This is a genomic window from Paenibacillus caseinilyticus, from assembly GCF_027533645.1.
Lineage (GTDB): Bacteria > Bacillota > Bacilli > Paenibacillales > NBRC-103111 > Paenibacillus_G > Paenibacillus_G caseinilyticus.
On the sequence record NZ_JAQAGY010000003.1, the window covers coordinates 59,521 to 74,537 of the forward strand.

Annotated in this window: 14 protein-coding genes; 4 read left to right on the top strand and 10 right to left on the bottom strand. The window is 55.2% G+C overall.

Translation table 11 applies throughout. The features are described 5' to 3' along the window. Positions 1-224 precede the first annotated feature (224 nt). Positions 225-1,187: a DUF429 domain-containing protein gene (locus tag O9H32_RS05800; protein ID WP_269864941.1), complete on the bottom strand. Its 963-nt coding sequence runs from the start codon at positions 1,185-1,187 to the stop codon at positions 225-227. Between the two features lie 199 nt (positions 1,188-1,386). On the opposite strand from O9H32_RS05800, the gene O9H32_RS05805 reads away from it, so the two are divergent. Continuing rightward, positions 1,387-2,247 carry a hypothetical protein gene (locus tag O9H32_RS05805; RefSeq protein ID WP_269864942.1) on the top strand — a complete coding sequence of 287 codons (861 nt, stop codon included), beginning with the start codon at positions 1,387-1,389 and terminating at the stop codon, positions 2,245-2,247. A 249-nt stretch (positions 2,248-2,496) separates the two neighbouring features. Here the strand turns inward: O9H32_RS05805 and O9H32_RS05810 are convergent, their stop codons facing one another. The 5 genes from O9H32_RS05810 to O9H32_RS05830 form a co-directional block, all read right to left on the bottom strand. Continuing rightward, positions 2,497-2,709, bottom strand: coding sequence for a hypothetical protein (locus tag O9H32_RS05810; RefSeq protein WP_269864943.1), 213 nt, complete (start codon positions 2,707-2,709; stop codon positions 2,497-2,499). A 78-nt stretch (positions 2,710-2,787) separates the two neighbouring features. Continuing rightward, complete coding sequence (locus O9H32_RS05815) at positions 2,788-4,605, bottom strand: hypothetical protein (protein ID WP_269864944.1); 1,818 nt, start codon at positions 4,603-4,605, stop codon at positions 2,788-2,790. Next, on the bottom strand, positions 4,602-5,825 hold the full coding sequence (locus O9H32_RS05820) for an ABC transporter permease (protein WP_269864945.1): 1,224 nt from the start codon (positions 5,823-5,825) through the stop codon (positions 4,602-4,604). The genes O9H32_RS05815 and O9H32_RS05820 overlap by 4 nt, the downstream gene beginning before the upstream one ends. Continuing rightward, positions 5,806-7,011 (bottom strand): HlyD family secretion protein, encoded by a 1,206-nt coding sequence (locus tag O9H32_RS05825; protein ID WP_269864946.1) that lies wholly within the window; start codon positions 7,009-7,011, stop codon positions 5,806-5,808. Before O9H32_RS05825 ends, O9H32_RS05820 begins: the two co-directional genes overlap by 20 nt. Positions 7,012-7,044: 33 nt before the next feature. Continuing rightward, a complete protein-coding gene (locus tag O9H32_RS05830; protein ID WP_269864947.1) occupies positions 7,045-7,668 on the bottom strand; it encodes a TetR/AcrR family transcriptional regulator in 624 nt (207 codons plus the stop codon). A gap of 356 nt (positions 7,669-8,024) precedes the next feature. Here O9H32_RS05830 and O9H32_RS05835 point away from each other — a divergent pair, with 356 nt between their 5' ends. After that, the gene (locus O9H32_RS05835; protein ID WP_269864948.1) at positions 8,025-8,852 is read left to right on the top strand and encodes a hypothetical protein; all 828 of its coding nucleotides are present in this window, start codon (positions 8,025-8,027) and stop codon (positions 8,850-8,852) included. A 180-nt stretch (positions 8,853-9,032) separates the two neighbouring features. Here O9H32_RS05835 and O9H32_RS05840 read toward each other — a convergent pair whose 3' ends face one another. From O9H32_RS05840 to O9H32_RS05850, 3 genes are all read right to left on the bottom strand, one after another. Then, positions 9,033-9,296, bottom strand: a complete 264-nt coding sequence (locus O9H32_RS05840) for a type II toxin-antitoxin system PemK/MazF family toxin (protein WP_319946927.1) — start codon at positions 9,294-9,296, stop codon at positions 9,033-9,035. Then, the gene (locus O9H32_RS05845; RefSeq protein WP_319946928.1) at positions 9,293-9,580 is read right to left on the bottom strand and encodes an AbrB/MazE/SpoVT family DNA-binding domain-containing protein; all 288 of its coding nucleotides are present in this window, start codon (positions 9,578-9,580) and stop codon (positions 9,293-9,295) included. The genes O9H32_RS05840 and O9H32_RS05845 overlap by 4 nt, the downstream gene beginning before the upstream one ends. 166 nt (positions 9,581-9,746) lie before the next feature. After that, the gene (locus O9H32_RS05850; protein WP_406627260.1) at positions 9,747-10,667 is read right to left on the bottom strand and encodes a DUF4822 domain-containing protein; all 921 of its coding nucleotides are present in this window, start codon (positions 10,665-10,667) and stop codon (positions 9,747-9,749) included. Positions 10,668-10,771: 104 nt separating this feature from the next. Here O9H32_RS05850 and O9H32_RS05855 point away from each other — a divergent pair, with 104 nt between their 5' ends. Then, positions 10,772-10,993: a hypothetical protein gene (locus O9H32_RS05855; protein WP_269864951.1), complete on the top strand. Its 222-nt coding sequence runs from the start codon at positions 10,772-10,774 to the stop codon at positions 10,991-10,993. A gap of 264 nt (positions 10,994-11,257) precedes the next feature. After that, a complete protein-coding gene (locus O9H32_RS05860; RefSeq protein ID WP_269864952.1) occupies positions 11,258-12,304 on the top strand; it encodes a hypothetical protein in 1,047 nt (348 codons plus the stop codon). Positions 12,305-12,486: 182 nt separating this feature from the next. On the opposite strand, the gene O9H32_RS05865 is transcribed toward O9H32_RS05860, so the two are convergent. Continuing rightward, positions 12,487-14,679, bottom strand: coding sequence for an alpha-galactosidase (locus O9H32_RS05865; RefSeq protein ID WP_269864953.1), 2,193 nt, complete (start codon positions 14,677-14,679; stop codon positions 12,487-12,489). Positions 14,680-15,017: the final 338 nt, after the last annotated feature.

Below are 15,017 nucleotides of genomic sequence, written 5' to 3' on the forward strand. Positions count from 1 at the left end.
GACGGAGAGGAGGCGGCAGCCGTAGTGCAAGGGCGGCCTTCCCCCGCAGGGCTCCCGCACCAAAGCCAAACGTTCGCGCGGTAAAGGAATCGAAGATAGGCAAAAGCATAGAGGTTGTCCGAAAACGCTTACATTTGCTTTGTACTCCATATAATATGACATCGATCGGCAAATGATGCCAACAGAACCCTCATCCCTGTCCGCAGGTCTACATTCCTGCGGCGCTAGTGATGAGGGTCTTCCCTATGAGCGGCTTGCCCTTCGGCCGCATAATAGACGATCGCCATCGGCAGGCCGGTCGCATCCCGGCTGTCCGCCTCCGGCACCCGGCTCAGACGCTCCCTGCTGCCAGCGGCAGCGGCAGCAGCCGCAAGCACGAGCGCGTCGACGATATCGTCGCGGGCCACAAGCTTCCGCGGGTACCGCGCCATGAGCTCGGCTACGATAAGATCCGCCTCCGGGAGGAAGCCCCGCAGCACCTCCATTCGCTCCGTGAAGCCCTCCGCCGTCTTTTTGCGGCTCCGCATGGGCGCCCCTGCAAGACCCGCGAAGCTGAGCTCGGGATGGGCCTCGAAGATCCGCTGTCCGGCCGCGGGTTCCCGCTGAAGCAGGGCATCCAGCTCTCGGATCTTGGGTACCAGCGCCCAGGATTGGCGCGAGAGGCCGCGGCCGCTGAGCTCTCTGTGACTCCGATTCGCTTCCGTATAAGATGCTGCCGCGAGCACCCCCCGCACAGGCGCCGGGAATATGCTCGACGCCCGCCATGGCTTCAGCAGCCGGCGGGCCCCGCCATCGCAGGGTCGGGGCTCCGGCCCCTCCGGCAGTCCGATCGGCATATCGATCAGGAGCATCTCGGCCCCGGCATAGGACTCCCACAGCTCCTCGAGCTCCGGGTAGACCCCACCCCGCCAACGTCCGCCGCTCCCGAGCTCTATGGCGACCCAGCCGCCTGGACAGCCGTCAACTCCGGCGAAGCAGCCTTTTCGCTCCGTGCCCGTACTCTCCTTCTCCTGGTCCACATCGCCAGCACCCAGCTCCTGCCCCATGCACGCATTCTCAGGGTACAACTGCGTTGTTTTCTCCCCTATCTCCGTCAATCGCCGCTCCTCCATGCTTTCCTCCTCCATCCCTTCTTTACCGGACTGACGCCGCTTGTTCCGCTCCCATGTCCTTCTTTGCGCTTCCATTATACGACGCTCCCCCTCCCGTGTCTCCCATGTCATGACAGATGACCAGGGGCAAAGGTACAAGCAACAGGGCTCAGACACACATACAGTAGTAAGGGCATAGTGATACTCGTTGGAACGGGTTGGCCCTCCTGCCTCATGGGGGGGCTGGTCTGTTCTGCGGCCGGGTCAAGAATGAGAGAGTGGGGAGAGGATACTAATGGCCTACGGCATAGTGGATATTTCCGTCACCGACGGAGCCGATGAGACATCGGCGATACTGGTTATCGAGTGCTACAACAGTTTTCCGCATGACCTTGGCTCCATCCGAAACGGCACCTCGGTTGCCTTGAAGAATAACGGTGCGGAGCGCACGGTACGTCTTTACCGGGAACGGGGAGACGAATGCGGCTTCCCCTACCTCGAGCTCGGAGCCAGTACGGCCAAAGCGCTCGGTCTGAAACAGGGAACCCGCTACCAGATCGATTACAATGAGATGAACGACACATTGACTTTCCGGCGGGTCACACTCAGCCGGGCCAGCGTTCCGATCGATATCGGCACGAACCGCAGCACAGAACCTACCATCACCATCGGCTACTCTATCCTCAGGATGCTGGGGTTCCCCGAATCGAAGTCTTCCTACGTATCGGTCAAAAGAGGCAATACGGTTCATAAGCTGCGACTGATCGTCCCGGAGAACGAACTGGACGAAGAAGTCCGGCTCTCCCCGGCAGCTGCAGCCAAACTCGGGATTCCGGGCGGCCAAGAGCACCTGCTCGAATACAGTCAATCCGCCAAAGTCCTATATCTCGACGGCGCCACTCCCTCGGAGAGCAGCATCGCCGGAAAGCGCAGCAGGAACCGGCGTCCAAGGAATGGGGGATCCGCGGGCGCGGCGGCCCTGCCCCAGCCCTCCCTGTTCAAGAGGGGCAAAAGCGTCCGGACGCTTCGTCTGGACGGTAAGCCTGCTCCCGCCCGCCCCTCCGCAGCCCCCGGGCCGAAGGGCAGAAGATCCTCCCGTCCGAAGGGGCAGGGAGCATGGCTCAGCAGCAGCTTACTTGCTCCCCGCAAGCGCTGACCACCGCCCCTGGGCTCTGCCGCCAAACACACCGGAAGCCTTGGCCATCCGCCGTTCATCGGGGCGGACACCAAGGCTTCCGGCGTTGGATGGGGCTCCCTCTCGGCGGCCCGATGCCAGATCTGCGCGGCTTGGCAGCCCGGCCGGGTTGACAGTCGGCACCACTTAGCCGGACGAAGCGGCGGCCCGCTGCCCGAGATAAGCCAAGCCCTCACCCCTGCGCTATCCGTGCTATGCGGGATCACGGGATCAGAGCATCCGCTCCGCCGCGATCCAGCCCGGCATCGCCCTGCCGAGCGTTCCCGGCGCCGGGATACACCGCGCGCACAGATATACGCCGGACAGCCGGATCGGGCCGAGCAGATCCAGCGGGCCCTGCGCCACCTTCCCCCTTCTCCGCTGCGTATAGCGCCCGAAAGTGACGGGTCTGCCCGGCAGCAGCCTCCGCCAGATCGAGGGCAATGCCGTCTTAAGCCCAAAAAAATCCCGCCGGTCCAATGGACCAGCGGGATTCCTGTCAGGGTATTAGGACAGCTAACCTTACTGCTTCAGCACGCCCACCAGTCGCTTGGCTTCGCCGGTAGCGGTGGTGATCGTTTCGTAGATATTCACGGTCAGCGGGTAGTACTGCTCATCGGTCTTGAGATTATCGAACGTAATGAACTGCTTGCCCGAGATCACACGGTTCATGCCGGTGAACGGCAGGGTGCGGACCGAGATCAGCTTGCCGGTCGAGTCGACGAGCTCCAGCGACATCTTCGAGAAGTTGGAATCCACGACGACATGCTCTTGGCGGGTGATGTCCATCGACAGGCCGAGCTTGTACGTATACGTCATCGGCGAGTACGGATTGAGCGCGCTCGGCATGTTCGTACGGAACCCGAGTTCCCAGTCATTCAGCTTCACCTGGAACGGATAGAACGCCATGTTCTTGAGGTCCATCGTTTCCTTCTGTACGGCTACGCGGTACGAACCAAGTGTTGTAACCGCCGGAGCGGCCGTCTTCACGTCGCTAAGCTTCAGTACGAACTCCTCGTCCAGCACTTCCTCCGGCATATTGAACGCATAGCTGACGACATAGCTCGTCTGCGGCATGATCTCCGTGACCGTGCCTGCTTGGCGGCTGCCGCTGTAGGTCATGCCCGACTTCGTGACGAGCTTCGTGCCGAGGCTCGGCAGAGGGATCGGCAGTTCGCCGCTGTTCGTCAGCATGACCTTCGCGATCGCCGTCTGGTAGCCTTCGCCTTCGTTCACGTGCTGGTGCAGCTCGACGAGCGATACCGACAGGTTCGGATCGACGACGTCGCCTGCCCCCTGCAGCGGGAACGGCTTGCCGTTCTCGACCTTGACGGCCGAAGCGAACTCCGCGATGCCGTTCACGATCGGCAGCTTCATGCCGAAGCGTCCGACCGAATACGCGCTGGCCGACACTTGGCCCTTCGCGTCCACCTGCCGGAAGGTCTCCTGCGTCAGCACGTTGAACGACTTCAGCACGGTACCTTTATCCGTCGGGATCGCGAAGTGGATGTACCGCTGCTCTCCGGCTTCGAGCACAAGCGGAGAAGCTTCCACCCGCTTGCCGCTGTAGACGGTCTTATCGGTGCCTTCGACACCTTCAGTCCGGCCGTCCAGCGAGAACTCCGGCAAGGCTTCTTTCTTCGCCGAAGGGTTCTTGACGAGTACCTTCACGGTTGTGACCGGTCCGGTCGCCGTGTTGTCCGTGCTCACCGATTCGGGTGTGTACACAAGCGGGGAATCGATCGCCGGCGACAACCGGAACGGCGTCCCCCACGAGAGGGAAGCCTCACCGAATCCCGCTGCCGGGCCGCTCCACGCTTGGCCTGCTACCGGTACGGCCAGCTTCACCGTCTCCTGCTTCGGATACGAGTACCAGTCGACGGCATACCAGGCGAGCTCCGAGAGATCGAGCGGCACCCGGCTGTCGACCGTCACCATGTAGTTCAGCTCTTCCGTCGTGCCGGGACGAATCGCATGGGCATTGAACACACTGGCCTGCAGCGGATATTCATAACCGTCCGAGGTCCGCGCACGCAGCTCGAGATCCGGAATCTTCGCCACCTTGGCGGCTGTGCTTCTCATCCGGACCACGACGCCGATCTTCGTGCCTTCACTGGTCGTTTCGTTGAGCAGGCTCTTCACTTCCACCTGCAATTGATCTGTCAGATTATAGGAAGCCGTCGCAGCCGTACCGGTTATGCCGTCTGCGGCAGGCGATGTCACAGCAGCATCCGCCAGAGCCAGGCGGGCCGTATCGGGCACCGCGCCTGTCATCAGCATTGCGGTCGTCAGCAGAGCGGCCAGTGTAGTGCGGGTCCATATCTTGTTGGTTGGTCTCATGCCATAATCTCCCCTACTTGCGTTGTTGTATGCACGGCTGCCGGTGCGGCAGCCTCTTGTTGTGGCGCAGCCGTAAGCTCTGCGCTGGTACCTGCCGAGGCTAACTTCCTTGTCTCTCTCCAGATCAGCAGACCGACAATCAGCGAGAACACGCCGATCATAGTCACGAACACGCCCAGTTCACTGGTGAAGTACTTCAGCTCCCCGCCCCGGTACCCCATGCCCCGGATAAACTTGAAGAGCCAGGTCAGCGGCAGCAGATTCGAAATGAACTGAATCGGTGCCGGGAACATGATCGTGGCCACCTGCACGCCGGAGAGCATGAAGGAAGGGGACACGATCGCAGAGGTCCTCCCCGATACTTTGGCAGGCTCGGAAGCGGTCCAGCCGACCGCCATGCCCATCAGCGCGGACGTCAGCGCATAGAGGAAGAGCGGCACCAAGAACGATACCGGATCAGCGACGAAGCGGAGCCCCCCGATCTGCTTCAGCATCCCGAAGGCCAGCAGCAGCGAGATCGTATTGATCACCGCATAAGGCAGCACGCGAAGCCACAGCCCGATCGGGGAACGCAGCGCTTCTTGCAGCAGCCCCTCTTGGCGGAGCCGCGGGACGATAGAACCCGCAGCGGTCAACGTGATCGCAAGCGCCGCTACACTCACGAAGCCGATGACCATGAAGGCAATAAAGTCTGAGGTCGGATTGAAGAGCAGGCGCTGCTGCATCGAGAGCGGCGAAGCGGTGCCGAGCGCCGCTTCATCGCCCATCCCCATCACCTTGAGCTTGCCTACGGTCAGCGAAGTGTTCTCGATCGTGATCAGCTCCTGCATCCCGGAGCGGATGTTACCAACCGCCGACGGCATCGAGTTGTCGATGAGGAAGCCGACGTTGATCGATTTGCCCTGGAAGCGCAGCTGCTCCATGCCTCTGGGCAAATACACGACAGCCATATACTTCTCATTGGTCAGCAAGGTCTCAGGCGGGATGGCCTCATGGAAGACGCTGGCGACTTCCATATACTGCGAAGCATTAATCTTGTCTGTGAACTGGCGGCTGTACAGCGAATTGTCTTCATCGACAACGGCAATCTGTGCTTCATTGATCTGCCCGTTCTGAAAAATGTATCCGAACATGGCCGCCATAATCAGCGGTCCAAGCAAGACTAGAGGAATGAACTTGCTCGACAGCACATGCTTCCACTCACTGAGCTGCGACTTCATCAACATGCACCTCCGCCGTCATACCCGGCAGCAGCTTCTCCGTACGGTCTACATAGACCCGGACCTGGAACGAGTTCAGATCGGCGGTTCCTTTCTCTCGGCTCATCCGGAGCGCAGCGAACTGTGGAGCGGCCGTCACGAATTGAACTTTGCCGTCCACCACGTCGCCAAGCGCCGCGAAGTGCGTCGGCACTGCGGAGTCCGGGTGGAACTTGCTTACCTGCGTCTCATCAACGTACAGGTCATAGAACAGTTTGCCGGTTTCGAGCAGAATCACCGGTGTTCCTGCGCCGACGTTCTCGCCCGCTTTCGGTACGACCTTGACGATCTTGCCGTCGGCCGGTGCCTTCAGCGTGAACCGATCTTTCTGGATCTGCAGGGACTGCAGCAGAATATTCTGCTGCTCGAGCTGCTTCTTCAACGCGTCGATCCCGATCTTCTGGTTCGAGATATCCCCGCCGGCAAGCTCCTGCTGCTCGACTACCGCCGCTGCCCTGTCCGCCTGGAGGGTAGCCTGCTGGCGTTCCTTCTCCGTAGCGCCGTTCAGCATCTTATCCAGCACTGCCTGCTGCTGGTTCTTGGCGTTCTCGAGTGTCGCCACTTGGGAGCGCGCATTCTCGACCGCATCCCGGTGGTCTTTATAGTTGTATGGATTGTCGTCGTAACTCTCTTCCATGTTCATGAGCTGGTTATACAGCTTCACGGCATGTGTATATGACTCTTCAGCCGCGGCCACCGCCAGCTTCTGGCGTTCGATATCCTCTGCCCGCGCGCCTTCCGCCACCTGCGCCTGCTGGGTCTGCGCCTGCGACAAGCCGATCTGCGCCTGCTTGACCGCATTGCCCAGCTTGCTCTCGGCGACACGAATGCCGTCTTCCGCCTGGGCGATCTTCAGCGAGGTCACTTCGATATCCGCCTGCGCTTTCTTCAGCTGCAGATCGATATCCGTCGGGTCGAGCGTCATCAGGACGTCGCCCTGCTTCACGTTCTGCTCCTCTTTCACCGGCAGATCGATAATCTTGCCTGCCGCGCCCTGGAACGAGACGTTGACTTGTTCCGCCGTCAGAATGCTGGCCTTCTTGGCCGCGGACAGCGTCACCGCGTCCTTCCCTTCCGCCCGGAGCATATACCCTCCTCCGCCGAGTGCGAGCGCCAATACCACAATAGCCGCCACTTGTTTCTTCATTTCCTTGTTGACCCCTCTCCGATAGTTGCTGCCCTAAGCCTGACGGCACTGCAGGGCATTCATGATGAACGCGGTCGCGTGACCGACCACTGCCGCCTCGTTCTCCGAGGACGGCAGCTCCTCGCCCGCTTTGATGAAGACCGGGTCCATGAACGTGGTGACCCGTGCGAATACCAGGGTCCCGATGATGGATTGGACCGTATGCCGCAGCGAATCATAGTGAAACCATCCGTCTCTCTTGCCCTTCTCCAGGATCAGAATGAGCTGGCGCCACAACCCGTGCACGACGGATTGGACGCGCTCGAGCCGGGGACTCTGCATCATGATCTCCTGCTGAAGTATGTTGATCAGGTCCGGCTCCGCCAAGCGGAACAAAGTAAAATCCCGGATGAGCGCGCTCAAATCTTCCACGGGATGCTCCAGCGTATATTCCGTCTGCAGGAAGGCCGGCGCGAACGTCTCGAAGAGCGCGAAGAACACATTCTCCTTGCCTCCAAAGTGATAAGACACGAGCGCAAGCGCCACACCCGCTTCATCGCAGATCTGCCGCACGGTCGTCCCTTCGAATCCTTTTTTGGCAAACAGCTTCTTGGCGGCATTCAATATCTTCAGCTTGACGTCTTCCTTGCTTTCCCTGCATACGACTTCCCGTTTCAAACCGAGCCCTCCTTTGTTCCTTCGCGGCCAGGCGAATTCCACCTGGAGTTGAACGAATGTTTTGAACGTACGTTTTGAACACTTGTTCAAATGTTCTTCGGTAATTATTTTACTACTGGTTAATTCGGTATGTCAATCGAAATTATGTAGATCCGGCCATTGGCAGATTCTCACTGCCGCTCCCGGCCCGTCCGGACTGAATCAGCGGTGCCGGACGGCCAGAGGAGCCTCACCAAGCAAGATACGAGAACAGCAAAAAAGCAGAGCGCGCCCAAACGGCACTCCCTGCTTCTATGACTTACTCAACCCATCCAATCGGAAGAGGAATTCTAGGAAAAAACTAGAATAATACAAAAATGATCCATTATTTTGTTGAAGGCGGGATTACTCCATTGAGAACAACTCGAAAACCAAAATATGAGATAGACCATTTTTTCCCGGAACTAGCCCCGTACCGAAAAAAAACAATACGGCTTCATCCGGTTCGAATCACTGGAAGTATGCAAACTCCCCCGCCTGTTCCCCGCGAGTTGCTATGTGAAGAACACCAGGAGCCGCTTATCCCTATTCTTCAATTGGCCAACGCGGATTACCCGGAAATCGATTTTCCCGATGGTCGGTCTTTACTGCGTATTGTATGGTGCCCGAGGGACCATGGAGAGATCTATGAACCCTATGTCAAAGCATACTGGGGCAGTTCTTCGGAACAGAATCCTTGGAATTCGGCGATTTCACTGAACCCGGAGACCGTTATAGAGTACCCGCACATGGAGGATTTACTCGCTATGAACGAGCCATTAGCTCATTCGATTATGGAATGGCAGGAAGAACTAGGTGAGGAAGATGAAGAGGATGAGGCCATATACGAGTATCAATTAAGTGTGGCGGATGGCACCAAAGTCGGCGGATATGTAAATTGGATTCAATTTGACGAAACACCAACATGCCACTGCAGCAACGCAATGGAACATCTCCTCACCCTATCCGAAGCGGAGTTTGATGGCGGTACATACAGCCGGTGGTGTCCTGAAGAACTGGGGGATGTTTGGAATCTTCCATACCAGGAAAGGGCTGTACTCCAATCTCCTCTTGGAGTTTCACTCGGAGATATGGGGAAAATCTACGTGTTTATATGTCATACATGCACATCGAAGCCTTTACAAACGGTCTTTCAGTGCAGTTAACCCAAAGGAACAAGAAACTGCGCCTCGGCTATTTCATACCAAAATGCTACTCGGCCAGGCTGCCTCCCGCTACGGCCTCCTGGCTGCTGCACTTGCATCGGGCGAAAAAAGGAGCCCCGACATTGCCGTCAATGGGCTCCTACTTGATTACAGAAACGTATGAATTTTATCGAGTACATCCTAAGTTATGTCTGTTGGCGCTTGCCCTTCGATTCTGAGCTGCCGCGATCGCCAGTCCAGGCTCTTTACCTGATCGCAAAGAATCACACCAGTAATCGGCAGACCGGGAAGCTCAACTTCAAAAGGATAGCCCTTCTTCTGATTTGTGACCGGGCAAACAACCGCAAACCCGGCAATATGGTTAAACACTGCTGGGGAAAGAACGGTCCCCGGCCTCCACCCAGCCTGTTCATGGCCGGATTGAGGATTGAAATTGATCTTCACCAGATCACCGCGATCTGGGACACCACTGAGACTCCCCAAATTTCATTCCCTTCTGGTTTACCGAAATCAACCTTATGGTGACGGTTATCATCAGTAATCCCTGCAAGAAGCTCTTCTAAAGCTGGCTTTTGGCGTTTTGGCCGTATAACCATTTCGCGCTTCATAAGAAGCAAGTCTACCTCCGAACCATAGGTGATGTTGAGTTGCTCAGCATAAGCAACAGGGATCCTCACTCCCAGACTGTTACCCCACTTTTGCACCTTCACAGTGATCACCCTTTTCACGTGTGGTTCCCACATTATACCACGCCCGTTCCCTTTATGTTTTTGACAAAAAAAAGGAGCCCGAAGGCTTCACTTTTCATGACTGCAAAACAAAGATTTTCCGAAGCGGTAACGATATGTTATCTTTATTTTGTAGTCTTGTGTTTCAATATTACTTGGGTCCTCTTTAATGAGTGAATGTTAGATTGAAAGCACCTTTATAAGGTACATGCTCTACGGTTATGACGATTTCATTTCCATCTTGATCTTTACCTTTTCTTTTATACGCAAATTTATTCGTATTCAGCTCTGTAAGCTCAAGAACGGCACCATATTTCATTCCTTCTGAAATATGGGATCTTAGCTTATTTCCATGAACGACATCGTAATACCCATAGTCACCGCGGCTTTGTCCTGTTTTAGCATCGAAAAATTCGTATTTGTTTGTTTTAAAATCATATTTGGCCAGACCTAAAAAATTCGCATTATAATTCGAGACATCCTTACCCTTCTCATCTAACACCACTGTACCTTGCCATAAGCTGTAAGACAAAATTTTGTCCCCATCCACGTCTGTTACTACTTTTCCTGTGTAGGTTTCCAAATTCTTATCCGGGGTAGTAAAGGAAAGTTCGGTCTCATGGTAGGGAATATGATCCACAAACACCTCTGTATCCTTACCAGCAGCATCTTTGCCCATTCTTTTATAGGTAAACATATCATTTGTCAGCTTTGTGATTTCCACAACAACTTGGTAGCCCTTCGATTCGGAGATTAATCCTCTGATCTTCCCATCATTTGTAATAAAAAATGTTCCATAGTCGCCGCGGCTTTGTTTTGTCGTTTTATCGTAAAATTCATATCTGGCTGTTTCATCGTCATATTTCGCAAGACCAACAAAACTTGCATTTTCTTTTGTTAAGTCATTTTTATCTTTATCATAAACCGTGGTCCCTTGCCAATTTGTACTGTCAAGAATTTTTGCCATTTTCTGTCCTGCCGTAACTTCTCCATCTTGTTCAACATACCCATCCGCATTGGACAAGGAGGGAAAGGCCAAAAGTAGAGCGAGACTTGCAATACATAAAGATACCATTCGGTTTTTCACATGCATTCCTCCGTATATTAACTTTCTCAAAATCAGTTATATCTTCCTTCAATTCCCTTAAAAGTATTCATTACTGTTCAACAATCATCAGCAGGAGGAATAACATGTATCAATTTGTAGCACTTAATGATCAAAACTTATTAGGCGGTTCATTCTTTACAGATCCGGGAGTTGAATATGGGAAAGAAAGTGCAAAGTTTAGATTCAAGTCAAAGACGACAATCAAAATTCATGGATTTTCACGATTTATGAAGGACCTAGCGGAACAGCAATTGGATATAATGGCACGGGAGATCAGGAAACGGAAAGAGCAGCGGAAGCTTTGATCAACGAAATTAAAATGACGATACCTAGTGACTTTGAAGAAGCAGTTTTTTATCATGATTTTGGTAATAAAATCACATATGGATGCAGTAATGGGGTTTGTTATTTTAATGAAGAATTAGGTTAGGTTAAGAAAAGGCAGCCCAATTACCCGGATCAGATCACCTCAGGAGGGGCTGATCCTGTTCCCGTCAGAGCAACGGCCTCGATAATTTTAATATGCATTATTATATACACCAAGCATACAACGAATAAGGCGGAGGATTATGTACAGCGAAGTATCTAAGGGCAGGATAGAAATCAACGCCAACCTATCCGAAGTGGAAGTAAAGGAACTGCTTGCCAATCAAGACCTGGAGGTCATCCAGTTCAAGGACCCCGTAGAACCCGGCACATTTCAGCTATTAAATGATCTTTTGTTCCATGACCGGGATGACGTGGAGCTGAGGGCGTACGGCTTCTATAATAAGACATGCGATCTGAGCTTTCTCTCCTTGCTTCCTAATGTGACTCGTTTTACGGTGGATTGCATTACAGAGGTTGATCAGTTGGATGCCATCCTCCATCTTCACAAATTGAAGGACCTGCATCTTGGTATTCATCATTTGGACAGCTTTGACATACTCCATAGTGTACCTGCGACGCTCGAGAGTATCATGTTGGAACAGACGAAATCGAAGAAACCCGATCTAGTGGTTCTGGAACGGTTTAGCGGATTGAAAAAACTCTATATCGAAAGCCATACCAAGAATATCGATGTGATCGGCAAGCTTCATGGGCTGGAGGATGTTACTTTGAGGTCGGTCACAACGAAGCACCTAGAATTTTTGGCCCCGCTAAAAAAGTTGTGGTCGCTCGATATCAAGCTAGGCGGAATTCATAATTTCTCGGCCATCGAAGGAATGGACAACATCAAATATCTGGAGCTATGGCAGATACGCGGATTAAAAGATCTGTCGTTCATCTCCACTTTAACCGGACTACAATACTTATTCCTTCAGTCGCTCAGGAACGTGGAAGCACTTCCGGCATTCAACGGCCTGACTAAGCTCAGAAAGGTCCACCTGGAGCACATGATGGGCTTAAAAGATATAAGCAGCCTGGGTCATGCGCTATCGTTAACCGAGTTCACGCATTGGTCAGCAATGAATATGAGTATGGAGGATTACACTTCGTTATGGAGCAATCCAGCTGTACAAAGAGTCAAGGCTAACTTCGATAACGTTACACGGAATAAAGAGTTTGAAACCACGGCCGAACGGTACGGCAAAAAGACTGAACTGCTGTGGAGGGACGAGTTCCCTTATGAGTAAACGAATGAACTGGGCATCAACAAACCGCACGAAGAACCTTGGTACAAAGTTCAGGGAGCAGCTGCACAGCTGCTCCCTGAACATGAACGAGAATGGGACCGCAGCTTTCGGGTCATCCCATGTCCACCCCGCCCGCAATGGCTTCCGCGCTTTTTTTGCTAGTCCCCTACGCTTCTACTCTTCTACTCTTCTACTCTTCTCAGACGAATCAGCACGCTCTCAAAATCCCCCTGCTGCACAGGCAGCGACAACCCGGCATGCATCAGCTCATCGCCCCCGTACACTTCGCCCGTATCCGCGTGGCGGTAATCCGCGGCGGGATCCAGCCCTTTCAGCTTCAGCCTCTTGTAAGGCTCATTCGGTTCGGCCAGCACATTGAAGTAGCAGGCCAGCACATCCTCCCCGCTCGCCGAGACGAACATCCAGGCCGCCTCCAGTTCTTCGAACGGCGAGATCAGGCGGTAGAACCGTCCGAACTGCACGAACTCCCGCAGCTCCTTATAGAGCGCCACCTGCCGCTTCGCCAGCTCCTGCTCCTCGCCCGTGAACTTCGTGAGATCGAGCTCATAGCCGAAGTTGCCGCTCATTGCCACGTCTCCGCGCATCTGTAGCGACGTCATCCGGTGCACCTGATGGTTCGGCACCGCGGAGACATGAGCCCCCATCGCGGAGACCGGATACACGATACTCGTTCCGTACTGGATCTTGAGGCGCGAGACGGCATCCGTGTTATCGCTCGTCCACGTCTGGGGCATGTAGTGAAGAATGCCCGGATCGAACCGTCCTCCGCCTCCGGAGCAGCTCTCGAAGAGCACGTGCGGGAAGGCGGAGGTAATCCGCTCCAGCACCGAATACAGGCCGAGCATGTAACGGTGTGCCGTCTCCCGCTGGCGCTCCGGCGGCAGCGCGGCAGAGCCGATCTCCGTCATGTGGCGGTTCATGTCCCATTTGACGTAGGAGATCGGCGCACTAGCCAGCACGCCCGATACCGTCTCGACGATATAATCGCATACTTCGGGACGCGAGAGATCCAAGACGAGCTGGTTGCGGCCTTCGGAGCGGACGCGTTCCGGCACGTGCAGGCACCAATCCGGATGACGACGGTACAGCTCGCTGTCCACCGATACCATCTCCGGCTCGAACCAGAGCCCGAACTGGAGGCCGAGTCCGTTCACCCGCTGAGCGAGATCGGCGAGACCCTGCGGCAGCTTGGCCGTATCCACGAACCAATCGCCCAGCGAGGTGGTATCGTCGTTGCGCTTGCCGAACCAGCCGTCGTCGAGCACGAACAGTTCGATGCCGAGCTCCCGTCCGGATTTGGCAATATCTTCGATCTTCTCCGCCGTGAAGTCAAAGTACGTCGCTTCCCAGTTGTTAATGAGCACCGGTCTCGGCTTGTCCCGGAACTCCCCGCGGCACAGCCGGGTACGGTACAGCTCGTGATACGTCTGCGACATGCCGGTCAGCCCTTCGGCGGAATAGACCATGACCGCCTCCGGCGTCTGGAACGCCTCACCCGGCTCCAGCCTCCAGCTGAAGTCAAACGGATTAATGCCTAGGGATACCCGCGTCGTATACCACTGGTCTACTTCGACCGAGGCCAAGAAATTCCCGCTGTATACGAGGTTGAATCCATAGACCTCGCCCCGGTCTTCCGTCGCGCTCTTCTCGAGAAGGGCGACGAACGGATTCTGCTGGTGGGAGCTTGCTCCCCGGCGGCTCTCCACGGACTGCGTGCCGCTGGCCAGCGCCCGGCGCTCGATATATCGCTCCCTCGCCCACGCGCCAGGCAGCGTCAGGAGATCGAAGCGGTGATGCGGAAAGTCTACGCTGGCGCTCAGCGCACGCAGCAGGCGCAGCTCTTCGCTTCCCCCGTTGACCAGGCGGCTGCTGCGCGTGATGACATTCCGGCTCCGGTAAGCCGTATAGGCCAGCTCGACGCGCAGGCCGGTGAGCGAGTCTTGAAGCGCAATGATCAGCGTATCCGCTTCATCCTCCGTCTCGACATATGCGGACGGGAGTCCTTCCAATGCCGGCTTGCCCGGTATGATCGTATGCGATAGGTAGATCAGGTCGCTGACGGTGGTTCCGTTAGCCAGCTGTACTTGATAGGCAGGCTGACGGAAGTCCGAGTTGCCGTACCCCGGGTATTCGAGTGGAAGCGCATCGAGCGAATAACTGCGGTCCGGCGGATTCGGATTCGGAGAGAAGGCACGGTCGCGCGTGCGGATGACATGATCCATCGGCAGCGATCTTACCTTGGCTCCCCAGTATATGTGAACGAGATGCCCGCTCGGATAAATCTGGAGAATATAACTGCTGCCTCCGGCCTGCAGGTGAAATTGGCGTTGTGCCTCATGGTATTGAATGCTCATCCCTATTCTAACTCCTCTACATACGGTTTCCTTTCATGATACTGTGCGTCCGGCCGGACGCCTATGGACGGATGATCTCATTTGGGCTCCCCGTATGGAGAAATGTAGGATGTTACCCGTACGGGCCTTTTTCCGTTAAACACCAGTCCGTTGCATTCGACATTTTCATCATTACGTCTTAAGGGTATGCTATACTGGGTTATGATCTTACGGAAGAGAGGACACCTTTACGCTTATGACCGATCATCCACCGCACCAATCCTTGCTGAATTCAAAAATGCGCTCTTACCAGGCCTTATTTTCGGCTGCCACCAAGAGCTGTATCCTCATCCATTCCC